Source organism: Nocardia nova NBRC 15556 (genome assembly GCF_001613005.1).
Taxonomy (GTDB): domain Bacteria; phylum Actinomycetota; class Actinomycetes; order Mycobacteriales; family Mycobacteriaceae; genus Nocardia; species Nocardia nova.
On record NZ_BDBN01000076.1, the window covers coordinates 1 to 22982 of the forward strand.

General features: G+C 67.9%; 20 protein-coding genes. 11 read left to right on the forward strand and 9 right to left on the reverse strand.

Features of this window, described 5'->3' with window-relative positions:
* Nucleotides 1-494 precede the first annotated feature (494 nt).
* Nucleotides 495-1502, reverse strand: coding sequence for a 4-hydroxy-3-methylbut-2-enyl diphosphate reductase (locus NN2_RS26695; RefSeq protein ID WP_063016958.1), 1008 nt, complete (start codon nt 1500-1502; stop codon nt 495-497).
* Between the two features lie 139 nt (nt 1503-1641).
* Here NN2_RS26695 and NN2_RS26700 point away from each other — a divergent pair, with 139 nt between their 5' ends.
* The 4 genes from NN2_RS26700 (at nt 1642) to NN2_RS26715 (ending at nt 4353) form a co-directional block, all read left to right on the forward strand.
* Nucleotides 1642-2418 carry a lipid droplet-associated protein gene (locus NN2_RS26700; protein ID WP_063016959.1) on the forward strand — a complete coding sequence of 259 codons (777 nt, stop codon included), beginning with the start codon at nt 1642-1644 and terminating at the stop codon, nt 2416-2418.
* A gap of 116 nt (nt 2419-2534) precedes the next feature.
* Complete coding sequence (xseA, locus tag NN2_RS26705; protein ID WP_218022062.1) at nt 2535-3782, forward strand: exodeoxyribonuclease VII large subunit; 1248 nt, start codon at nt 2535-2537, stop codon at nt 3780-3782.
* Complete coding sequence (locus NN2_RS26710) at nt 3779-4006, forward strand: exodeoxyribonuclease VII small subunit (protein ID WP_063016960.1); 228 nt, start codon at nt 3779-3781, stop codon at nt 4004-4006. Before xseA ends, NN2_RS26710 begins: the two co-directional genes overlap by 4 nt.
* A 2-nt stretch (nt 4007-4008) precedes the next feature.
* The gene (locus tag NN2_RS26715; protein ID WP_030518610.1) at nt 4009-4353 is read left to right on the forward strand and encodes a VOC family protein; all 345 of its coding nucleotides are present in this window, start codon (nt 4009-4011) and stop codon (nt 4351-4353) included.
* 18 nt (nt 4354-4371) lie between these two features.
* On the opposite strand, the gene NN2_RS26720 is transcribed toward NN2_RS26715, so the two are convergent.
* Nucleotides 4372-4935: a DUF4245 domain-containing protein gene (locus tag NN2_RS26720; protein ID WP_063016961.1), complete on the reverse strand. Its 564-nt coding sequence runs from the start codon at nt 4933-4935 to the stop codon at nt 4372-4374.
* 184 nt (nt 4936-5119) lie between these two features.
* On the opposite strand from NN2_RS26720, the gene glpX reads away from it, so the two are divergent.
* Nucleotides 5120-6166: a class II fructose-bisphosphatase gene (gene glpX / locus NN2_RS26725; protein WP_063017010.1), complete on the forward strand. Its 1047-nt coding sequence runs from the start codon at nt 5120-5122 to the stop codon at nt 6164-6166.
* Between the two features lie 179 nt (nt 6167-6345).
* Here the strand turns inward: glpX and NN2_RS26730 are convergent, their stop codons facing one another.
* On the reverse strand, nt 6346-7335 hold the full coding sequence (locus NN2_RS26730; RefSeq protein WP_156511475.1) for a hypothetical protein: 990 nt from the start codon (nt 7333-7335) through the stop codon (nt 6346-6348).
* A 562-nt stretch (nt 7336-7897) separates the two neighbouring features.
* On the opposite strand from NN2_RS26730, the gene NN2_RS26735 reads away from it, so the two are divergent.
* Nucleotides 7898-10624, forward strand: coding sequence for a beta strand repeat-containing protein (locus NN2_RS26735; protein WP_218022060.1), 2727 nt, complete (start codon nt 7898-7900; stop codon nt 10622-10624).
* Nucleotides 10625-10741: 117 nt separating this feature from the next.
* Nucleotides 10742-12148, forward strand: a complete 1407-nt coding sequence (locus NN2_RS26740; RefSeq protein WP_063016964.1) for a class II fumarate hydratase — start codon at nt 10742-10744, stop codon at nt 12146-12148.
* Between the two features lie 61 nt (nt 12149-12209).
* Here the strand turns inward: NN2_RS26740 and NN2_RS26745 are convergent, their stop codons facing one another.
* Nucleotides 12210-13394 (reverse strand): FAD-dependent monooxygenase, encoded by a 1185-nt coding sequence (locus tag NN2_RS26745; protein WP_063016966.1) that lies wholly within the window; start codon nt 13392-13394, stop codon nt 12210-12212.
* 96 nt (nt 13395-13490) lie between these two features.
* Between NN2_RS26745 and NN2_RS26750 the strand changes: the two genes are divergently transcribed.
* Entirely contained in the window at nt 13491-14204 is a 714-nt protein-coding gene (locus NN2_RS26750; RefSeq protein ID WP_063016968.1) for a TetR/AcrR family transcriptional regulator, read from the forward strand.
* Nucleotides 14205-14284: 80 nt separating this feature from the next.
* Nucleotides 14285-14728, forward strand: coding sequence for a limonene-1,2-epoxide hydrolase family protein (locus NN2_RS26755; protein WP_036505026.1), 444 nt, complete (start codon nt 14285-14287; stop codon nt 14726-14728).
* 100 nt (nt 14729-14828) lie between these two features.
* Here NN2_RS26755 and NN2_RS26760 read toward each other — a convergent pair whose 3' ends face one another.
* From NN2_RS26760 to phoH2, 3 genes are all read right to left on the reverse strand, one after another.
* Complete coding sequence (locus NN2_RS26760) at nt 14829-15686, reverse strand: acyl-ACP desaturase (protein ID WP_063016970.1); 858 nt, start codon at nt 15684-15686, stop codon at nt 14829-14831.
* A 120-nt stretch (nt 15687-15806) separates the two neighbouring features.
* On the reverse strand, nt 15807-16400 hold the full coding sequence (locus NN2_RS26765; protein ID WP_063910885.1) for an LGFP repeat-containing protein: 594 nt from the start codon (nt 16398-16400) through the stop codon (nt 15807-15809).
* 256 nt (nt 16401-16656) lie between these two features.
* Nucleotides 16657-18036, reverse strand: a complete 1380-nt coding sequence (phoH2, locus tag NN2_RS26770; RefSeq protein ID WP_030518600.1) for an RNA 5'-3' helicase PhoH2 — start codon at nt 18034-18036, stop codon at nt 16657-16659.
* A gap of 302 nt (nt 18037-18338) precedes the next feature.
* On the opposite strand from phoH2, the gene NN2_RS26775 reads away from it, so the two are divergent.
* Nucleotides 18339-18611, forward strand: coding sequence for a hypothetical protein (locus NN2_RS26775; protein WP_030518599.1), 273 nt, complete (start codon nt 18339-18341; stop codon nt 18609-18611).
* A gap of 109 nt (nt 18612-18720) precedes the next feature.
* Here NN2_RS26775 and glyA read toward each other — a convergent pair whose 3' ends face one another.
* Nucleotides 18721-20019 carry a serine hydroxymethyltransferase gene (gene glyA, locus NN2_RS26780; protein WP_063017012.1) on the reverse strand — a complete coding sequence of 433 codons (1299 nt, stop codon included), beginning with the start codon at nt 20017-20019 and terminating at the stop codon, nt 18721-18723.
* A 559-nt stretch (nt 20020-20578) separates the two neighbouring features.
* Nucleotides 20579-21775, reverse strand: a complete 1197-nt coding sequence (locus NN2_RS26785; protein WP_063016974.1) for a DUF885 domain-containing protein — start codon at nt 21773-21775, stop codon at nt 20579-20581.
* A gap of 264 nt (nt 21776-22039) precedes the next feature.
* On the opposite strand from NN2_RS26785, the gene coaA reads away from it, so the two are divergent.
* Nucleotides 22040-22972, forward strand: coding sequence for a type I pantothenate kinase (gene coaA, locus NN2_RS26790; RefSeq protein WP_063016977.1), 933 nt, complete (start codon nt 22040-22042; stop codon nt 22970-22972).
* Nucleotides 22973-22982 lie beyond the last annotated feature (10 nt).

Below are 22982 nucleotides of genomic sequence, written 5' to 3' on the forward strand. Positions count from 1 at the left end.
AACGCCCGCCGCGCGTCTCCGCCGCCGCGGCCTATCCCCGCACGGGTGAGCGCACCCGGACCGCCGAACGCACGCGAGTCGCCGAACCGCAGCCTCGTCGCGGCCGGCCGCAGCCGCCGAGTGATGTGCCCCCGCATCCTCGGCCGAACGTGCGCTACCGCGACCGCTGAGCCGAACGTCGCGGGCGCCGAACCGGTTACGGCTGCGCCCGTAGCGGTCATCCCCGAATTCCCCACGCCCACTCATCGTCTCGATGGCGCGCGCCGTTACGTGCCGCAAAACAGCACGCTCCCAACGTGGTTCGAGGTCGGGAAGCACCGGCGTCGACGAGCTCCCGCGCAGCTGAGCGACACGTCCCGGACGTGAACGGCGCCCTATCGCCGGACGCCGCCGACCGTCCCGCGAGCGAATCGCCATCGCGACCGCCCCGCGAGCGTCGCCGGACAATGGCACGGGCCCTGGCGTTGCGAGGGTCTCGTAGGACCCGCGCTCGCTCAGCGGCGGCCGGTGGTGCGCAGTTCGCGCGGGAGGGCGAAGACCAGGGTTTCGTTCGCGGTGGTGACGGGCTGGACCTCGCCGTAGCCGTGTTCGGCGAGCAGATCGAGTACGCCACGCACCAGGATCTCGGGCACCGAGGCACCGGAGGTGACGCCGACGGTCCGCACGCCCTCGAACCAGGCCGGGTCGACCTCGCGGGCGAAATCGACCAGGTAGGACGCGCGGGCGCCCGCGTTCAGGGCGACCTCGACCAGCCGCTTGGAGTTGGAGGAGTTGCGGGAGCCGACGACGATCACCAGATCGCATTCCGGCGCCATCGCCTTCACCGCGACCTGGCGGTTCTGGGTGGCGTAGCAGATGTCGTCGCTGGGCGGGTCCTGCAGATTCGGGAAGCGCTTGCGCAGCCGCTGCACCGTCTCCATGGTCTCGTCCACCGAGAGCGTGGTCTGCGACAGCCAGATCACCTTGTTCTCGTCGCGCACCTCGACGCCGTCGACCGCGTCGGGGCCGTCGACCAGTTGCACGTGGTCGGGCGCCTCACCGGCGGTGCCCTCGACCTCCTCGTGGCCCTCGTGGCCGATGAGCAGGATGTCGAAGTCGTCGCGGGCGAAGCGCTTGGCCTCCTGGTGCACCTTCGTCACCAGCGGGCAGGTCGCGTCGATGGTGTGCAGGTTGCGAGCCGCCGCGGACTCGTGCACCGCCGGCGACACGCCGTGCGCGGAGAAGACCACCACCGCACCCTCGGGCACCTCGTCCGTCTCGTCGACGAAGACCACGCCGCGCTCGCGCAGGGTCTCCACCACGTGGCGGTTGTGCACGATCTCCTTGCGCACGTAGATCGGCGCACCGTGCTTCTCGAGGGTGCGCTCCACGGTTTCCACCGCCCGGTCCACACCCGCGCAGTAGCCGCGTGGTTCGGCGAGCAGCACCCGCTTGCCCGCGCCGGTGCCGGCCGCATCGGCCGACCGGGCGATTCCGACATTCAGGGGGATAGCCGAGGACATGCCCACAGCTTACGTGCGCCGGCCGACGGGGAAAGTCCCGACCGCGCACAGCGGGTGCGGCGGTGCGACGGGACGCGCGAGAATGGAACACGTGAACTCTGTTCTTTGCATCACCGGCCGTTTCGGGCAGGCTAGGGACATGTTCCGACCTCCCTACCTGGCCCGGGTCGCCGCTGGGGCCGCCGTCTACGCCCTCGAGGAAACTCGCCGGTTACCCACTGTGGCAATCCATCTGCCGATCACGGCGATCAGCCAGTTGCTGCAGACCTCGATGCATCTGCAGCAGTTCGTGACCAGCCTCGCCCTCAAGGGTGACGAGGTCTTCGACAGATTGGCCAATCGCCCGGTGGAGCAGCCGGAATGGGCCACGTTCGACGAGGATCTCGACGACGAGCAACCGTTCGGCAGCGGCGATTTCGCGGCGCGGAGCGACAGCGATTTCGCCGCACGGCTCAGCCGCTTCGATCTGTTCGCCGAATCCGACCCGGCCGAAGGCGTCCCGGAACCGACGGCCTCGATCACCCCCTCGCCGACCAACGGCTATGCCGCATCTCACACTGCGGAATCGGACACTACCGAAGCGGCCACCGCGGAAACGGACGCGGCGGAGAGCACCGCCGCCGAGGCGGCCGGCGCGGAGGCCACCGAGGCGACCGGCGAGGACACGGACACCACCGGAACGGGCACCGCCGGCACCGCGGCGTCCGCACCGGCGCAATCGCGCGGCGTGATCGAACCCGAGGTCGCCGGGCGGTACGACTACGCGAACATGACGCTGGCTCAGCTGCGGGCCCGGCTGCGCATGCTCAGCGTCGAGGAGTTGGCCGACCTGCTGGCCTACGAGCAGCAGACCCTCGACCGGGCGCCGTTCGTGACCATGCTGACGAACCGGATCGCCACCGTGCAGGCCAAGTGACCGACTCACACGCCGACGCGCCGGCCGCCGGGGCCCGAGCCTCCGGGGAACCGGCGCGTTCTGCTGCCCGCCCCGCCAACTCGGCCGAACAGCCGTGGCCGGTGCGCACCATCGCGATGAAGGTCGCGCAGTGGATCGACCGGCTCGGCAGCGTCTGGGTGGAGGGACAGATCACCCAGATCAATCTGCGGCCCGGCACCCGCACCGCGTTCCTGGTGCTGCGCGATACCGCCGCCGACATGTCGCTGTCGATCACCTGCGATCCGCAACTGCTGCGCGCCTCGGCCGTCCCGCTGCAGGAGGGCAGCCGGGTGGTGGTCTACGGCAAGCTGTCGTACTTCACCGGCCGGGGCACGATCTCGTTGCGCGTCACCGAGATTCGACCCGTCGGTATCGGCGAACTGCTGGCCCGCATCGAACGGCTGAAGGCGCTGCTGGCGGCCGAGGGTTTGTTCGATCCGCGGCTGAAGCGGCCGATGCCGTTCCTGCCCAAGGTGATCGGCCTGATCACCGGCCGCGCCAGTGCCGCCGAGCATGACGTGGTGACCGTGGCCCAGCAGCGCTGGCCCGCGGTGCGTTTCGAGATCCGCAACACCGCCGTACAGGGCCCCACCGCGGTGCCGCAGATACTCGACGCGCTGGCCGAGCTCGACGATCACCCGGAGGTCGAGGTGATCGTCTTGGCGCGCGGCGGCGGCAGTGTCGAGGATCTGCTGCCGTTCTCCGACGAAACCCTGTGCCGCGCCATCGTTTCCGCGACCACCCCGATCGTCAGCGCGATCGGGCACGAGCCGGACAATCCGCTCTCGGACTACGTCGCCGATCTGCGCGCGGCCACCCCGACCGATGCGGCCAAAACGCTGGTCCCCGACGCCGCGGCCGAACTCGCCGGTGTCCGGGAACTGCGCGCCCGCTCGGCCGCCGCCCTGCGCGGCTGGGTCGATCGCGAGGCGCGCGCGTTGCAGCAGCTGCGGTCGCGCCCGGTGCTGGCCGATCCGCTGCGGATCCTGGAGCAGCGCCACGACGAGATCGAGCGGCTGCGGACCGCGGCCCACCGCGCGGTCGAGCACTGCCTCACCAGCCAGGCCACCACCGCGCGGCATCTGCGCGACAAGCTCACCGCGGTGGGCCCGGCCGCCACCCTGGCGCGCGGATACGCTGTCGTACAACGGGTTACCGGTAGCGAACGCCATGTCGTGCGCACCGTCGCCGACTCCCCACCGGGCACGCAGTTGCGTATCCGGGTCGCCGACGGCGCGATCAGCGCCGCGGCCCTGGGCAGTCAGGCACTCGCGAATCCCCTGCCGGCTCAGCGGGTTACGGACCGGCCGGCACCGCCATCCGAACAGGAGGAGTCGTCATGACCGAGAGCGAAGACGCCGAAATCGCGACCTTCGGCTACGAACGCGCGCGCGACGAGTTGGTCAACGTCGTGAAGATGCTCGAACAGGGCGGAATGGACCTCGACGATTCGCTGGCCCTGTGGGAACGCGGTGAGGCGCTGGCCAACCGCTGCGAGGAACATCTCGCCGGAGCCCGCCGCCGGGTAGAGGACGCGCTGTCGCGGCGCGGCGCAGCGCAGGATTGAGCATGGACATCCGTCGTGTCGTCCCGGATCTGCGGGTCGCCGATATGGCGCGGGCGCGCGCCTTCTACCGGGCGCTGGGCCTGGACGAGGTGATGGATCTCGGCTGGGCGGTCGGGCTGGCCTCACCGAGCAATCCGACCGCACAGATCCTGCTGATCGGCGCGAATGCCGATGAGCCGCAACCGGATATCAGCGTCGAGGTCGCCGATGTGGACGCCGCGCACGAGACGATGGTCGCCGCCGGAGCCGAGGTGGTCTACGCGCTGCGCGACGAGCCGTGGGGTGTGCGGCGATTCTTCGTCCGCGATCCGGACGGCACGGTCGTCAACGTCGTGAGCCACCGCTGAGCCACGGGGCGGCGATTCTCAGGGCTGCAGCGGGGCGGCGGCGTCGACGGCCTGCGCGAGCGTCAGATAGGCCGCCTCGTTCGCGGCGCCCTCGAGCAGCACGCGGCTCTGCCCGAAGTCGGAGATCCAGGCCGGCTCACTGCCCTGCACGTGGTAGACGGTCCACTTCTGGTTGCCCACCATCCGGGACCCGGAAGGACTGCGGGTGTCGACGATGTGGGCGGCCAGCGCGCTCTCGCTCGCATTGCTCTGGCTCAGCTGCAGGTAGGTGCCGTTGGAGGTGATGAAACCGACGGTGCTGACGGTACCGCCACCGGTGCCGGTCACAGTGTCGCGACTACCGGAATTGGCCTTCCAGTCCGCCGGAACCGCGGGGTCGCGGATCGGGAAGGGCAGCGCCTTCGCGTCGTCGTGCAATGCCGACTGGACATCGAAATTCGGCACCTGACCGGGCGTGGGCCCGTGCGCGGAGAAGCTGCACTGACTGGCCACCGCGGCCAGCACCACGCAGATCAGTACCAGCGGGATCAGCGACCAGATCAGATCCCGGTAGTCGTTGAGGATGCGTGGTTTCTGCGACACGTCCCAAGTATCCACACGCGGCCGAAGCCGCCGAGCCTCGCCCTCCGGCCACGAGGCCGACATCACAGCCGCCTTCACCGGCGCGGACGCTCCTCCCTCGAAGTGGAACAGCAGTACCTGAATGGCCGATCCGACCGTTCTGCGACAATTCACGCAGCAAAACACAACTCGAGGAGGCACCGTCATGACGGCACCCACACCCGCAACCAGTCGCCGCCGCGAGGCCCCGGACCGCAACCTCGCACTGGAGTTGGTCCGGGTGACCGAGGCCGGTGCGATGGCCGCGGGCCGCTGGGTCGGCCGCGGTGACAAGGAGGGCGGCGACGGGGCGGCCGTCGACGCGATGCGGCAACTGGTGGCCACCGTCTCCATGCGCGGCACCGTCGTGATCGGCGAGGGCGAGAAGGACGAGGCCCCGATGCTCTACAACGGCGAGGCCGTGGGCGACGGGACCGGTCCGGAGGTCGACTTCGCGGTCGACCCGATCGACGGCACCACGCTGATGTCCAAGGGTTCGCCGGGCGCCATCTCGGTGCTGGCCGTGGCCGAACGCGGCGCCATGTTCGACCCCTCGGCGGTGTTCTACATGGACAAGATCGCGGTCGGCCCGGAGGCGGCCGACGTCATCGATCTCTCCGTTCCGATCGCGGAGAATCTGCGCCGGGTGGCGAAGGCCAAGAATTCGCTGGTTTCCGACCTCACCGTCTGTGTGCTGGACCGGCCCCGCCACGCTCGCCACATCCAGGAGGTCCGTGACGCGGGCGCGCGCATCCGCCTGATCTCCGACGGCGACGTGGCCGGCGCCATCGCCTGCGCCCGTCCCGATTCGGGCACCGACATGCTGGTCGGCATCGGCGGCACCCCCGAGGGCATCATCGCCGCGGCCGCGCTGCGCTGTATGGGCGGCGCGCTGCAGGGCAAGCTGGCCCCCACCGACGACGCCGAGAAGCAGAAGGCGCTCGATGCCGGTCACGACCTCGACCGCATCCTGACCACCGAGGACCTGGTCTCGGGTGAGAACGTCTTCTTCTCCGCCACCGGCGTCACCGACGGCGACCTGCTGCGCGGTGTGCGGTACTACAGCGGCGGCGCCTCGACCCAGTCGATCGTGATGCGCTCCAAGTCCGGCACCGTGCGCATCATCGACGCCTACCACCGCCTGACCAAGCTGCACGAGTACGCCTCGGTCGACTTCGTCGGCGACGAGACCGCGATCCCGCCGCTGCCGTAAATATCTGCCTCCGCTTCGCTCCGGCGGGGTTTCGGCCTCTTGGCCTCGATTTTTCACTCCTCCGGTCAGTCGCTGCGCTCCCTCCCTCCGTCGCTGCAAAATCGAGGCGGCCGAAACCCGTCGACAGGGATCTGCCTCGACGGCGCTCGGGGGTGGGAGCGCAGTGCCGGACTCGCGCCTCACTGCTCCGATTCGATCAGCAGATACTCGAGGCGGGCAGTCTCGTCGCCGTCGTCCCCGACGTCGATGACGGCGACGAACTCGTGGTCACTGACTCGGCGCTGCAAGAGACTCCACGAGCTGGCGAGGTACCAGCTCGCCCCGGTGGTACCTCTCGGTCCCAAGCCGGCGCAGAAAATCCGGTATCGGGTGGGGTGCAGCGCCGGGCTCGTCCGCACTCGCGCGATGATGCCGATGCTGTGTCCTCCGCTCGGACCGAATCGGCTTCCGTCGGTCAACGCCAGTTGCTCCGATCCGGCGGCGCTGTCGTCGAGGGTGAACAGCCGCCGGTCGGCGGTGTCGAGATACCTCCGTGTGCAAGCGTTTCCGGTCAGCCCGAAGGCGATGTAGGGCCGGTCGTCGTGCGCGACAACCTCCCGGTCGCTCCGGACATCGGCCGAGAGGCCGGTCCGGCGCTGAAGCATGGACAACACATACAGCAGTCCGCGAACCTCCCGCTCCGGCAATGCCGCCAGCACATTCAAGCGATGATCGGCCGCGAACGCGCGGAGTCGTCCCTCGACTGCGCACAGGTCGGCAGTATCGACCGCCCGGTGCGCCGGCACGGATCGCAGGGGCAGCTCCAGGGACGGGTAGACGAGAGTTATTCCGCCGGAAATCATCTCGGCGCCGAGAAAAGCCTCGAGTTCGACGTCGATCACGGGACCCGTTTCGCGCGCTCCCGTGCCGAGGGGTGTGGCATCCGCCGTCCGAAACAGATTTTCGACCGTCCAGCCGGGGAACATCTCGGCCAGCACCCGACAGTGGTAGTCACGGGGAAGGCCGACCATCTTGCCCGAAAGCCACTGGTAGTACTGGGTCTTCGCCGGACCGTAGCCGGGCGGAATGGGTGGATCGAGGCGCGCGGCGCAGGTGTCGTACGCCACCAGGAAATCCGCGTGGCTGGTGAGATGCTGTTGCGCCAGCAGCATCTTCAGAACGGTAGCCAAGGAAACCCCCTTACCCCTGCAACCACCGCCCCCGCGGCGGCTCGATCGACAACCGCACCTCACGCGGGGCCGCCGACGCGTGCGGCAACCGGCTGGAAGCCGGTACTGCGCCGGCGCAGGTGCAGGAAATTCCGTTACCGATCCCGCCCATCACGACCACGATGAGCTGCGCGACCTTTTTCCGGGCACGGCGAACGCGATGATCCGCGTGTCCGCATACCGGATGGTTGCCTTACTCGATCGGTGGCCCGCTTTCCATTAAGCCCCCTAACACCGTTGGGCAGCAACGGATCTCCGATCCGTTTTCGTCCGTTTTCCACAACTGCCACGGACGCCCCGATCGTTCGTCCTCTCGGAGCACGGCCGCACCGACGCCGAAACACGCTGCGGCACAAGATGCTTGCTGATCTTGGAACAGGACGGAAAGGCGATAACGGACGAAAACGAACCGGGCAGAGCGTCCCACAGCATGTTTCACGGACGTTAATTGAAGTAGCGGAAGCACAGAGCAACCCGGGCAGCTATCCGCGCTGCCCATCACAGCAGTCAGGAGGCAAACGCCGTGCCTACCATCACCTCACTCTCGCCGACGTCCGGACCTGCGACCGGAGGAACCAGCGTCACGATCACCGGTACCGGGTTCACCGGCCCCACTACCGTGCGATTCGGCGCTACCGCAACGACTTTCACGATCGATTCGCCGACGCAGATCACCGCGATCGCGCCTTCCGGATCCGTCGGTACCGTACAGGTCACCGTCACCACGTCGGCGGGCACCAGTAACGGATTGCCGTATACCTACCTCGCCGTTCCCGCGTTGAACAGCATCAGCCCCAGCCAGGGGTCGACCGCGGGCGGCACGACGGTCACGCTCACCGGGTCCGGGCTGACCGGAGTCACCGCGGTGAATTTCGGCGCCACACCGGCAACCTCGTTCACTGTGGATTCCGACACCCAGATCACCGCCGTCGCCCCCGCCGGCACCGGAATCGTATCCGTGACGGTCACCGGGCCCGGCGGCACAAGTAACCCGGTCACCTACGTCTACGTCGTCGTTCCGACCATCACCTCGATCTCCCCCACGTCCGGACCTACCGCGGGCGGAAACAACGTGACGATCACCGGAACCGGATTCACCGGCCCGTTGACGGTCCGATTCGGCACCACCGCAACGACATTCACCGTGAACTCCCCCACCCAGATCACCGCGGTCGCCCCGGCCCATTCCGCCGGGACCGTGCAGGTCACCGTCACCGGCTCGGGGGGCACCAGCAACGGTGTCGCCTACACTTACGCCGCGGTGCCCACCTTGACCAGCATCTCCCCCGCGTCAGGATCGGTAACGGGTGGAACCACAGTGGTTCTCACCGGCACGAATCTGACGGGCGCGACAGCGGTGAGTTTCGGAGGCACACCGGCAACCTCGTTCACGGTCAACTCCGCCACCCAGATCACGGCCGTCACCCCGGCGCATTCCGCCGGGACCGTGCAGGTCACGGTGACCACGGCGGGTGGAACGAGTAACGGTGTCGCCTTCACCTATGTCGCGGTGCCGACTCTGACGGCGATAGTGCCGAGCGCCGGTCCGGTTGCCGGCGGGACAACCGTCGTACTGACCGGCACGAACTTGACCGGCGCCACCGCCGTCAACTTCGGCGCCACACCGGCAACCTCGTTCACGGTCAACTCCGCCACCCAGATCACGGCGGTCGCTCCCGCCGGAACAGCGGGGACGGTGCAGGTCACCGTCACCACTGCCGGCGGTACGAGCAACGGTGTCGCCTACACCTACGTCGCCGTGCCTACCCTGACCGCCGTCGCTCCCAGTTCCGGGCCCATCGCCGGCGGGACCACCGTCGTACTGACCGGCACGAACCTGACGGGCGCGACAGCCGTGAGTTTCGGTGGCACACCGGCAACCTCGTTCACGGTCAACTCCGCCACCCAGATCACGGCCGTGGCGCCGGCACATTCGGCCGGGACCGTACTGGTGACGGTCACCACCGTGGGCGGAACCAGCAACGGCGTCGCCTACACCTACATCGCGGTACCCACCTTGACGACGGTGGCGCCGAACGTGGGCGCGGTAGCAGGCGGGAACACGGTCGTACTCACCGGGACCGGCCTGACCGGCGCGACAGCGGTCGATTTCGGTGCCACTCCGGCATCGTCGTTCACCGTCGACTCCGCCACGCAGATCACGGCGGTCGCTCCCGCCGGGACGGCGGGGACGGTGCAGGTCACCGTCACCACGGTGGGTGGCACGAGTAACGGTGTCGCCTACACCTACGTCGCCGTGCCTGCCCTGACCGCCATCGCTCCCGGTTCAGGGCCGATCGCCGGCGGCACCACCGTCGTACTCACCGGCACGGCGCTGGCAGGTGCCACGGCAGTGAATTTCGGCGCCACACCGGCAGCCGCGTTCACCGTCGACTCGCCCACCCAGATCACGGCGGTGACACCCGCCGGGACGGCCGGGACCGTACTGGTCACCGTCACCACCGCGGGTGGTACCGGTGACGGTGTCTCCTTCACGTATGTCGCGGCTCCGACGCTGACCGGGATAGTTCCCGGTTCAGGGCCGGTGACCGGTGGGACCGTCGTCACCCTGACCGGAACGAATCTGGCCGGCACCACCGCAGTCGCATTCGGTGCCACACCGGCCACCTTCGCCGTCGACTCGGCGACCCAGATCACGGCAATCGTCCCAGCCGGGACGGCTGGGACGGTGCAGGTAACCGCCACCACAGCGGGTGGCGTCAGCAACGGTGTCGCGTATGCCTATGTCGTGGTTCCTACCCTGATCGCGGCGGTGCCGAACGTTGGCCCGGTTGCCGGCGGAACGAACGTCGTGCTCACCGGCACGGGCCTGACCGGCGCCACAGCGGTGCATTTCGGTAGCACGCCGGCGACATCGTTCACCGTTGACTCCGATCTCCAGATCACCGCGGTAGCTCCCGCCGAGTCGGCCGGCACGGTGCTGGTCACTGTCACCACCCCAGGGGGAACGGTGGATGGTGTCTCCTTCACCTATGTCGCGGTGCCCACCCTGATCGCGGCGGTCCCGAATACCGGTTCGGCCGCCGGTGGGACAGTCGTCGTTCTGGCCGGAACAAACCTGACCGGCACCACAGCGGTGAATTTCGGTGCCACGCCGGCCACTTCGTTCGCCGTCGACTCCGATTTCCAGATCACCGCCGTCGCCCCGGCGGGGGTAGCCGGGACAGTGCAGATCACGGCCGCGACGGGTGGCGGAACCAGTAACGGTGTCGCCTACATCTACATCTGACACCGAACGCGGCTGGGCCGTCGGCGGGCTGTTGCCTGCCGGCGGCCCAGCCGCACTGTGCGAAAAGCCTCAGGCGTGGCAGCCCACTCGCTCCGCCAACCGGCTTAGTGTCGAGTTATGACCGACGACCAGACGCAGTACCGCATCGAACACGACACCATGGGCGAGGTCCGCGTTCCGGTGAACGCGCTGTGGCGGGCGCAGACGCAGCGGGCGGTGGAGAACTTCCCGATCAGCGGCCGCGGCCTCGAACGCGCTCAGATCCGCGCCCTCGGCCTGCTGAAGGCCGCGTGTGCGACGGTGAACCGGGATCTGGGGCTGCTCGACGGTGTGAAGGCCGAGGCGATCATCGCCGCCGCGAACGAGATCGCCGAGGGCCGCCACGACGACCAGTTCCCGATCGACGTCTTCCAGACCGGCTCCGGCACCAGCTCGAACATGAACGCCAACGAGGTGATAGCGAGCCTGGCCGCCGCCCGCGGCATCACCGTGCACCCCAACGACGACGTGAACATGTCCCAGTCGTCCAACGACACCTTCCCCACCGCGACGCATCTGGCCGCCACCGAGGCCGTGGTGAAGGAACTGCTTCCGGCGCTGGATCATCTGCGGCTGCGACTGCTGGACAAGGCCACCGAATGGCGAACCGTGGTGAAGTCCGGCCGTACTCACCTGATGGACGCCGTCCCGGTGACGCTCGGCCAGGAGTTCAGCGGCTACACCCGCCAGGTCGAGGCCGGTACCGAACGCCTGGTCGCCGCGCTGCCGCGGCTCGGTGAATTGCCCATCGGCGGCACCGCCGTCGGCACCGGACTCAACGCGCCCGCCGGCTTCGGCGCGAAAGTCGTTGCGGAACTGCGCAAGACGACCGGGCTGGACGAACTGTCCGAGGCCCGCAACCACTTCGAGGCCCAGGCCGCCCGGGACGGTCTGGTCGAGATCTCCGGTTCGCTGCGCACCATCGCCATCAGTCTCACCAAGATCGCCAACGATATCCGCTGGATGGGGTCCGGACCGCTCACCGGGCTCGCGGAGATCCAGCTGCCGGATCTGCAGCCGGGCTCCTCGATCATGCCCGGCAAGGTGAATCCGGTGCTGCCGGAAGCTGTTACGCAGGTCGCCGCCCAGGTGATCGGCAACGATGCCGCGGTGGCGTGGGGCGGCGGCAACGGCGCATTCGAACTGAACGTCTACATTCCGATGATGGCCCGCAACGTGCTGGAGTCGATTCGGTTGCTGGCCAATGTGTCTCGCCTCTTCGCCGACAAGTGCGTGGCCGGCCTGACCGCCGATACCGAACGGCTGCGCCGGCTCGCGGAGTCCTCGCCGTCCATCGTCACACCGCTGAACTCGGCCATCGGCTACGAGGAAGCGGCCGCCGTCGCCAAACAGGCACTGCGCGAGAACAAGACGATTCGCGAGACGGTCGTCGATCGCGGATTGATCGGCGAGAAGCTGTCGGAGGAGGAGCTCGATCGCCGGCTGGACGTGCTGTCGATGGCGAAGGTCGAGGAACAGGACTGATCACACGGTCTCCGGATCCGGCCGCCGGGACGCGCCGGGAGGTCGGATCCGGAAGTGCGTTTCAGGCCGCCACCAGCGCCGGATAGTCGCGCAATTCGATGTCGTTGGCGGCATTGTCGGTGTACTTCAGCATCAGGTCGAACATGCGCGAGCCGAGGAACCAGTTGCGCATCCGGATCCCGCGGGCGGTGCGCGGCGCGAGGAAGCGGCCGGCGTTGCTGTTGCCCGCGATCTTGGCGTAGCGCTTCATCAGTTCGTCGTACCGCGCGAAGGCCGCGGTGTGGTCGCCGGCGGCCAACGCCAGCTCACCGGCCAGCACATAGGCGCCGACCACCGCGAGCCCGGTTCCGAAGCCGCCCAGCGTATTTCCGTACGCGGAGTCGCCGACCAGCGCGATCCGGCCCGTGGTGTAGCGGCCCTTCATCCGGACCTGCCCGATCGAGTCCAGGTAGAAGGAGTCGAGTCCGGACAGTTCGGCCATCATCGCCGGGACCGGTCCCCCGGCCCCGGCGAAGGCCTCGGCCAGCACCCGCCGCTGCGCCGCTTCGTCGCGCCGGTCGTAGCTGAGCCGATCGGCGGCGAACATGTACATGTGCGCGGCCTTGTTGCCGCCGCGGACCGCGAGCCGTCCGGGTTCGCTGTAGGCGAGCGAGCGGTTGCGCTGCCGCGGCCCGTTCGGATCGTGGCCCCAGCCGGCCGCACCGGCGGTGCAGTAGTAGTAGCCCAGGTGCTTGACATAGTCGGCCTCGGGACCGAAGGCCAGCGCGCGCACCCGGGAGTGGATACCGTCGCATCCGACCACCAGGTCGAAGGTGCGGGCGGGCGCGCTCTCGAATTCCACCTCGACACCGGTAGCGGTCTCGCGCAGCGCGGTGACGGAATCGCCGAACAGGTATTCGCAGCGGTCCGCGGTGCGCTCGTAGAAGATCTCGGCCAGGTCCCCGCGCAGGATCTCGACATCGCCACCGGTGAAATCGCCTGACATGACGGCCAATTCGCGGCCCTCCGCGTCGGTGAGGACCATATCGGTCTTGCCGGTCTGCCGGCGGTGGATCTCCTCCCAGACGCCCATCCGCTCGAGCACCGTGCGGTGGGTCGCGCCCTTGAAGTCGACGGCCTGACCACCGGGCCGCAATTCGGGCGCCCGCTCGACGACGGTGACGGCGAAGCCGTAGCGCTGCAGCCAGTAGGCCAGCGCCGGGCCGGCGATGCTCGCACCGGAGATGAGAACTGTCGTATTCCGCATGAGGACCCCTCGGTCAGTAACTGTGTCTGCTGGACGCTAATTAGCGTATGTTGGACGCAGTTTCCCGTCAAGCCCGGATTCGGAGAGGATGGCGTCATGACCGGACCGACTGCCCACGAACTGCTGTGGGGTACTTCGCAGCGCCCCCGGCGTGGCCCCAAGCCGTCGCTGTCGTTGGAGCGCATCGTGACCGAGGCCATCGCGCTGGCCGATGCCGACGGGATGGCCGCGGTATCGATGCAGCGGCTCGCCGAGCGGCTGGGCTGCGCCAAAATGGCGCTGTATCGCTACGTGCCGGGAAAAGCCGAGCTCACCGCGTTGATGCTCGACTATGGCATGGGACAGCCGCCGCAGGTCGAGGCCGCCGAATCCGACCCCGAACCCTGGCGCGAGGCGCTGCGGCAGTGGTCCTACACGATGTACGAGCGCTATCGGGCGCATCCGTGGACCATCGAACTCACCGCCGGCGCGCGGCCGCTCGGCCCGAACGAACTGGGCTGGATGGAGGCCGCACTGGCCCCGCTGGCCGGCACGGGTCTACGGGGCTCCGAACGCCTCGACACGGTGGTGCTGCTCAACGGCCACGTCCGCAGCCTGGTGCAGCAGACCGCCGCGACCGGCCCCGAACAGGCCGAAAGCGAGATGACCCGGCAGGTCGGCGAGGTGCTGGCCGCTCATGCCGACCGCTATCCCGAGGTCGTGGCCGCCTTCGCCGACACCCCCGCCGACGATCGCAACGCGGCCCTGAGCTACGGCATCGAGCGCATCCTCGACGGAGTGGCCGCGCTGATCGCCCGGCGCCGCGGCTGAACCGCGCCGAACACCCGACGACGAGCCGAAACGAGCCCGATCATCCCCCGTCCGCGCCCTCGCACGCCTACAGTCGGACTATGGCCGAATTACCGGAGCTACAACAGAACGCCGTGACCACGGTGCGCGAGTTCTTCGCCGCGATGGAAATGAGCGCGGTGAACGAGGCGCTGGATCTGTTGGATCCCGACATCGTCTGGAAGAACACGTCGCTGCCCGATATCCGGGGCATTCACCGGGTCGGCGCGGTGCTGCGCGGGCTCAGTCGCGATGCGTTCGGTTTCCGCGCCGATATGCACCACATCGCCGCGGAAACCGACGGCGCGCCCGCGGTCGAGGGCGAGACGGTGCTGACCGAGCGCACCGACTACCTGCGCATGGGCCCGTTGGAAATCGGGTTCTGGGTATGCGGCACGTTCGAACTCGTCGACGGCCGCATCACCCTGTGGCACGACCACTTCAGCTGGGAGAACTTCCTGCGCGGCACCGCGGCGGGGATCTGGAACCTGGTCCGCCGACGCTGAGCACGCGCAGCCGAGCGGCGCCCGGCGCGGACCGAGGATCCGCACCGGCCGGTGCTCGAGGTCGTGGTGCGCGCACCGGCACACCACGACCGTCGCGACATCAGCCGCGCAGGTGGGCGATCTCCGCCCGCGCCGCCTCACCGGTGGTACCGAAGTCGGTGCGCGAGAAGATGTTCCAGCGTTCCAGCAGAGGCGCGAAAACCAGCTCACCGGCGCGCTTCGGTTCGTAGATGCCGGCCTCGGCCAGGACGTCGGTACTGTTGCGGCCGTCGCGCAGGGTGAGTTCGGGAACCCGGAACTCGGCGATCCGATCGGCGATCGCCCGCATGGCCTGATCCGGCACCAGGTCCAGCGCCGCGGCAACCAGATTGCCGAAGAACTCCGACTGCAATTCGTCGTCGAGCGCGATCCGGTCCGCGATCGCCGTCACCATCGGATTCTCCTGCAGCGCGGCGATATTGCGATGCCGCACGGCCGAGGCGGACTCCTCGAAGGCGCACAGCGCCAGCACATCGAGCAGATGCAGCGGCGGCCGGCGGAAGCCGGTGGTCATATGCTCCATCCGCGCGCGCTCGAGTTCGACCGGATCCAGCGCCCGCGTCACCATCAGATAGTTGCGGATGAGGATCTCGTGGCGGTTCTCCTCGGCCGTCCACCGGCCGACCCAGCGCCACCACGGCCCGGTGCGCAGGTACTTGCCGAGCTCGCGATGGTACGACGGCAAATTGTCGGCGATCAGCACGCTCACGGTGAGCGCAACCGTGGCAACCTCGCCCAGGGTGGCCTGTTCCGGATCCCAGTCGACACCACCGAGGAAGCCGAAATTGCGTCCGTCACTGAAGGGCACGTATTCGTGCGGCTGCCAGACCTGCGCCAGATCGGTGTGGCGCCGGAGATTGTCTTCCACCGCGTGCGCGAGCGATTCCAGCAGCTCACGATCGGTCAACTGAGTTTGCACCCCGACAAGGTACCGGCTGCCCGGGCCGAACGGGGGAATTACGCGCGGACGTCGTGCGATACACAGCGGCGCGGCCCGCGAGACCGTGACGATGCCTCGCCGCCGCGCCGCGCGGGTCGCCTACTTGGCGGTTACCGTGGTCTGCCGATCGGCGGAGTTCCAGGTGATCGTGCCGCCGGTGAAGTCGCTCTCCTTACCGGTCGGGTTGTCCTTCTCGTCGCTGGTCGGATAGCCGAGCTTGCCGTTCACGCCGCCGTTGCTCTCCCAGGCCGTGCGGATATCGCCCCACACCACATGGGCGTCGGTCTGCTCGCTCCAGCAGATCGCACCGCCGGTGAACTCCTGACAGGAACCACCGTTGGGCCCCTGGACCGAGGCGCCGGTGGGCTCGCCGAGCGGGCTCTGCACACCGCCCATGTCGGTGTACTTGGTGAGGATGTGGCCGGAGACCGCGATCTCCTGGCCGTTCTGGGTCGCGATCTTGGTTTCCGTGGCCGCGGCAGCGCCCGGCGGCGTCTCGCCCGGCGTCATGGTGCCCGTAGCCATGGTCCCGGTAGCCATCGCGCCGGTGGTCTCGGCAGCACCGGCATGGGTCGTGGTGGTACCCGAGCTGTTGTTGTCGTTGTTGTCGTTACTGCAGGCGGCGGTGAACAGCAGCGCCGTCCCGGCGAAGGCCATCACAACGGCGGCGGAACGTCGAGCGAAGTGGTGCATGTTCATCCTCTCGGAAGGTGAAGGCAGACAGTGCCGCATGCGACACCACCGACCCACAGGCCAGCGCTCGGCAATGATCCGGCGAACCTATCTGACACACCGACAATCACGTCGAGCAGGGTTCTTGCGGAAAGAAACCCGCCACCGTGTGATCTGAACCATATTCCGAATGTTTGCTGGGACACACCTTTTGCCGCCGAGGCGGTAGCGGAACAGGTCCGCTACCGCCTCGGGGTTTTCGCTCGGCCGGCCGCCGTCAGGCGTTGGGCCCGTATTCCTCCAGCATCTCGGTGACCAGCGCGGCGATCGGCGAGCGCTCGCTGCGAGTCAGCGTGACGTGAGCGAAAAGCGGGTGGCCCTTGAGCTTTTCGATCACCGCCGCGACACCGTCGTGGCGGCCCACCCGCAGGTTGTCGCGCTGAGCGACGTCGTGGGTGAGGACCACCCGCGAGCCGCTGCCCAACCGGCTGAGCACGGTGAGCAGCACATTGCGTTCCAGCGACTGCGCCTCGTCCACGATCACGAACGAATCGTGCAGCGACCGGCCGCGAATGTGGGTGAGCGGCAAGACCTCCAGCATGCCGCGGGCCAGCACCTCCTCCATCACCTCCGGGCTCGCCAGGCCGTCGAGGGTGTCGAAGACCGCCTGGGCCCACGGACCCATCTTCTCGCTCTCACTGCCGGGCAGATAGCCCAGCTCCTGACCGCCGACCGCGTACAGCGGCCGGAAGACCACCACCTTGCGCTGAGAACGCCGTTCCAGCACCGCTTCCAGGCCCGCTGTGAGCGCCAGGGCCGATTTGCCGGTGCCGGCCTTACCGCCCAGCGAGACGATGCCCACACTCTCGTCCAGCAGCAGATCGAGGGCGATGCGCTGTTCGGCGGAGCGGCCGTGCAGGCCGAAGGCCTCCCGATCGCCGCGGACCAGCTGCACCCGCTTGTCCGCGGTCACCCGCGCCAGCGCGCTGCCCTTGGCGCCGAGCAGCCGAATCCCGGTGTGGCAGGGCAGGTCCCGGGCCTCGTCCAGATCGATGACCGAATCGGCGTAGAGCCGGTCGACGCACTCGGCGCCGACCTCGAGCTCGGTCATTCCGGTCCAGCCGGAGATCACCACGTCCTGGGCGTGGTATTCCTCGGCGGGCAGGCCCACCGCGCCCGCCTTCACCCGCAGCGGAATGTCCTTGGACACCAGCACTACTCGCTGCCCCTCGGCGGCGAGGTTGAGCGCACAGGCGAGGATGCGGGAATCGTTGGTGTCGGTGCGGAACCCGACCGGAAGCACCTCCGGGTCGGTGTGATTCAACTCCACCTGCAGCGTGCCCCCCTCGGTGCCGATCGGGACCTGCAGGTCCAACCGGCCGAATTCCAAACGCAGATCATCGAGATTGCGCAGGGCTTCGCGGGCGAACCAGCCGAGTTCGTGATGGTGCCGTTTGGCCTCCAGTTCGCTGATGACCACCAGCGGTAACACCACGTGATGTTCACCGAAACGCGTCATGGCCCAGGGGTCGGACAACAACACGGAGGTGTCGATCACGAAGGATTTGCGGGGCGAGGTGCCGGCTCCCTTTCCGGAGCCTCCGCTCTTGTCGGAGCGGGCTTTCGAGGGAGCGATGACGGAGCGTGCATCAGTCACGGTGGGCTCCTTTGTTGTCCGTGCCATACCCGCACGGACGTTCTCGCTGGGCCGGTCCGCCCTGGGGTCAAACGACCCGAGGGCCGGGTACCGGCCCTCTCGTACTGAGTTGCTCAGCCACGATCAGAACCTCCCGGACGAGCCACACCGACGCGGCTCGCACTTCGACGGTACTGCGATTTCGCGATTCCGGCTCCCGAGATGACAGGCGTGTCGATGAATAGGTAGTGAACGCCGACCGGTAGCTATCGGTCAGCTACGGAGTTGCCCGGCCACCCGGCCGAACCCGCTAGAGTCGCTACATGAGCGATGTGGCAGAGCTGGAGAAGCTGTCGTCGAAGGAACTGCACGACCGAGCGGTCAAGCACGCCGTCCGGCACGGCGACGTCAAGTTCCTGTGGCGGCTGCTGGAGCAGATTCCGGCGGCGGAGGCCGCCACCGGGAACATCGGTGAGAGCGAGGCGGACATCAAGTACGTACTGCCGATGCTCGACGACTACATGCACTCCGGTGAGGGCGAGATCGCCGAGGCCTTGCGGCCCATGTACATCGAATACCTGAGCACCCGCGACTGAGCGCTGCCGGACCGACCGCGAAGCGAGATGCCCTGGCGGACAAGGGCACTCACAGATCGACCCCGGCGGCCGGGTCCGGCTACCGGGGTCGATCGCACTGCGGTACGGCTCAGCCGAGCAGCTTCCAGTCCTCCAGGCCGTCGTAGAGCGGGAAGTCCTGGGCCAGCTTGGACACTCGCGCGCGCAGGGCGGCGAGATCGGCCTTGCCCGCGAGCGCGGTGGCGATGATGTCGGACACCTCGGCGAATTCGGTGTCGCCGAAGCCGCGGGTGGCCAGCGCGGCGGTGCCGATGCGCAGGCCGGAGGTGACCATCGGCGGACGGGGGTCGAACGGAACGGCGTTGCGGTTCACCGTGATTCCGACCTCGTGCAGCAGATCCTCGCCCTGCTGGCCGTCCATCTGCGAGTTGCGCAGATCCACCAGCACCAGGTGCACATCGGTGCCGCCGGTCAGCACGGTGACGCCGTTACCGGCGACATCGGCGGCGGTCAGGCGCTCGGCCAGGATCTTGGCGCCCGACAGGGTGCGTGCCTGGCGCTGCTTGAACTCCTCGGTGCCGGCGATCTTGAAGGCGGCGGCCTTCGCGGCGATCACGTGCATGAGCGGACCGCCCTGCTGGCCCGGGAACACGGCGCTGTTGAGCTTCTTCGCGTACTCCTGCTTGGCCAGGATCAGACCCGAACGCGGACCACCCAGGGTCTTGTGCACGGTCGAGGACACCACATCCGCGTGCGGCACCGGCGAGGGGTGCAGACCGGCGGCGACCAGACCGGCGAAATGCGCCATATCGACCCAGAGGTAGGCGCCCACCTCGTCGGCGATCTCGCGGAACGCCGCGAAGTCCAGGTGACGCGGGTAGGCCGACCAGCCGGCCACGATCACCTTCGGCCGGACCTCGCGCGCCTGCTTGCGCAGCTCGTCCATGTCGACGCGGTGGTCTTCCTTGCTCACCCCGTAGGCGTGCACCTCGTAGAGCTTGCCGGAGAAGTTGAGCCGCATGCCGTGGGTGAGGTGACCACCGTGCGCCAGATCCAGGCCGAGCAGTTTCTCGCCCGGATTCATCAGCGACATCAGCACCGCGGCGTTGGCCTGTGCGCCCGAATGCGGCTGCACGTTGGCGAATTCGGCGCCGAACAACTCCTTGACCCGCTCGCGCGCGAGATTCTCCACCACGTCGACGTGCTCGCAACCGCCGTAGTAGCGGCGACCGGGATAACCCTCGGCGTATTTGTTGGTCAGCACGCTGCCCTGTGCCTGCAGCACCGCGCGCGGCACGAAGTTCTCGGAGGCGATCATCTCGAGGGTGTCGCGCTCACGGGCGAGTTCGCCCGCCATCGCGGCGGCGAGCTCGGGATCGAGATCGGCGAGCGACTGGGTGTTGACAGAGGGGGCGGTCGTCTGGGTCACGCGCACAGTCTATGTGGTGGCCCCCGGCCGCTCCGTTGTGCCCCGCACCGGTGCCGGGCGCGGCGACCTCGATACCCGCCGAGGCGTAATAGCGACTGCACACCGGCCCGTTGCGCCCCCATAAAACGGGGCTGCCCACTGTGTAAAAAAGGCGTAACATTCGCCGCGCTGTCGACGACTGTGACAGCGTCATCGACTCATTCGATCACATCAGGGGTTCACATGCTGTTTTTCACCGCGGGTACCGGTAACTCGATTCAGGACATGCTTTTCGCCATCCTGAAGTCCGCCTGCACCATCTCCTCCGGCGGCAACGCCGGGTGCGCGGGCTGGGGCGCGTAGTAGCACCGACACCCTTCGGCCGGGTTCGCGAGTCGGGGCGCGGATCCGGTCGGTGCATGAAATCGGATTTCCGGCGAATTACTCGATAGCCCCGAACCGGATATTGCGATGCCGGTCACGGTCGCCATTGTTTGCCGTGCTAACTATTTCCGCGTACGGACATCGCCACCGAATGTCCCGGGGCCGAATATTCCCCGATTCTCGCTACGGCGCGTCCTCACATCCTGCGCAGCGCCGCCGGCGTCAGCGGCTCGTCGAGCAGCCGGCCGAAGCGCGCCACCCGATCGTCGGTGTCGACCGCGCGATCCAGCCATCCGCCCAGTAGGCGATACCCCTCCACATAGGTGCTGATGTAGGCCCGCCACAGCGGCGAGGACAGAAAACGCAGGGACTGCCGGGCGCGCTCGGGTGTGGTCAGACTCCAGCGCTGCAGGAATTCGGCGACCTCGTCGGCACTGCGGCCGCGATCGTGCAGCAACAGCGCCGCATCCTGGCGGACCGCCAGCAGTTTCGCCGAGGCGCTCGACAGTCGTTGTGCGCGTTCGCCGTCGAATCGCAGACCGAGGTCGGCGTAGATCTCCTGCGCCCAGATTCCCCAGTCCGGGCCGATGATCGATTTCAGCGCCAGATCCGCCAGCCCCTCGGCCATCAGGCATTGCGGCGTGTTCACCACGAACAGCGTCTGCTCGTCCTGTCCGGCGGCGACCAGCCCGGCCTCCTTGCGGCAGTGTTCGGTGTGGTGACCGGGATAGGCCTCGTGCGCGATCAGCGCCGGCAGCTGCGCCATATGTTGTTTGAGATCGGAATTGATCGCGACCCGGGACCGGAAATTGCCGAGGTAGTAGTTGAATCCCGACCACGGTTTGTCGCCGACGATCTCGTATTCCACCTGCTCGTGATCCGGCAGCGGATAGCGTTCGCGCACCAACTCGCGCAGTGCGCCCGAGAACGCCTGCACACATTCGGTGAGGCGCTGCGGCGGAATCTCGTCGGCGCGCCGATGTGCGGTCATCCGATCCAGCAGCGAGCCGTCACCGGCCAGCACCTCGTCGAGCTGCCGGTGCGCGTCCCGATAGTCCTCGACGTCACCGAGGGCGATATCGACGTCGAAATAGGACCGCACCTCCTCGATGAAGGAGATGTCGTCACCGGCGAACTTGCGTCCCGAACATTCCAGCGCGCGCAGATGCGCCTCCAGGAATTCGGCGCGCTGCTCGCTCAGCCCGGCCTCGGGCAGTTCCTTGCGCAGGGCCGCCGCCCGGTCGGCCAGTTCGCGCGGCTGCGGCGCGGGCGCCGACTCCACCGCCCGGCGCAGCGCGGGATCGCCGGTGTAGGCGTCGACGAAGCCGGGTTCCAATCGGTCGAATGCCAGTCCCAGGCGCAGATATTCGGTGACGAGCGGATGCGCAGCCATGACATCCGACGATAGCCGCTTCCCCGTTCCCGGCCTCGCCGGCGACCGAAACCCGTCGGTCGAGAGAGAAATGTCACCCAGGGTTACCGGCGAGTAATAACACCCCGCGTTCGGCGCGGTGCCCACTCCGAGGAGAATTCGCCTATGCGAGGACTGTCGAGCGCATTTCACCGCGCCGGGCACGGCACAGGTTCATCGGTGACGTCGTTACGGGTGGTGGCGCGCCCGCCCAGCGGGGGAACTCCGGACCGGGAGTGTGCGTAGGTGGCCCGGATGAGCGAGCCGAGTCCGTATGTCGAATTCGATCGCAAACAATGGCGCACCCTGCGTAAATCGACTCCGCTGATCCTCACCGAGGAAGAACTGATCGGCCTGCGCGGTCTCGGCGAGCAGATCGATCTCGAAGAAGTCGCCGAGGTCTATCTGCCGCTGGCCCGATTGATCCATCTCCAGGTCGCCGCCCGGCAGCGGCTGTTCGCCGCCACCGCGACCTTCCTCGGCGAAACGCATCCGGATCATCAGGTGCCGTTCGTCATCGGCATCGCCGGCAGTGTGGCGGTCGGTAAATCGACCACTGCCCGCGTATTGCAGGCGCTGCTGGCGCGCTGGGATCACCATCCGCGCGTCGATCTGGTCACCACCGACGGATTCCTCTATCCCACCGTGGAGCTCACCCGGCGCGGCATCATGCACCGCAAGGGTTTCCCGGAAAGCTACAACCGGCGCAAGCTGCTGCGCTTCGTCACCGAGGTCAAATCCGGTGCGTCCGAGGTGTGCGCACCGATGTATTCGCATATCGCCTACGACATTCTGCCGGACCAGTTCCACTGCGTGCGCCAGCCCGACATCCTCATCATGGAAGGGCTCAACGTCCTGCAGACCGGGCCGCGGCTGATGGTTTCGGACCTGTTCGACTTCTCGATCTACGTCGACGCGCGCATCGAGAATATCGAGCGGTGGTATGTCGATCGCTTTCTCTCCCTTCGGAAAACGGCGTTCGCGGACCCGCAGTCGCATTTTCACCACTACGCGAAGTTCAGTGATTCCGAGGCGACCATCGCCGCCCAGGAGATCTGGAACGCCACCAACCGGCCCAATCTGGTGGAGAACATCCTCCCGACGCGGCCACGCGCAACCCTGGTGCTGCGCAAGGATTCCGACCACAGCATCAACCGGATCCGGCTGCGCAAGCTCTGATTCGGTTCCT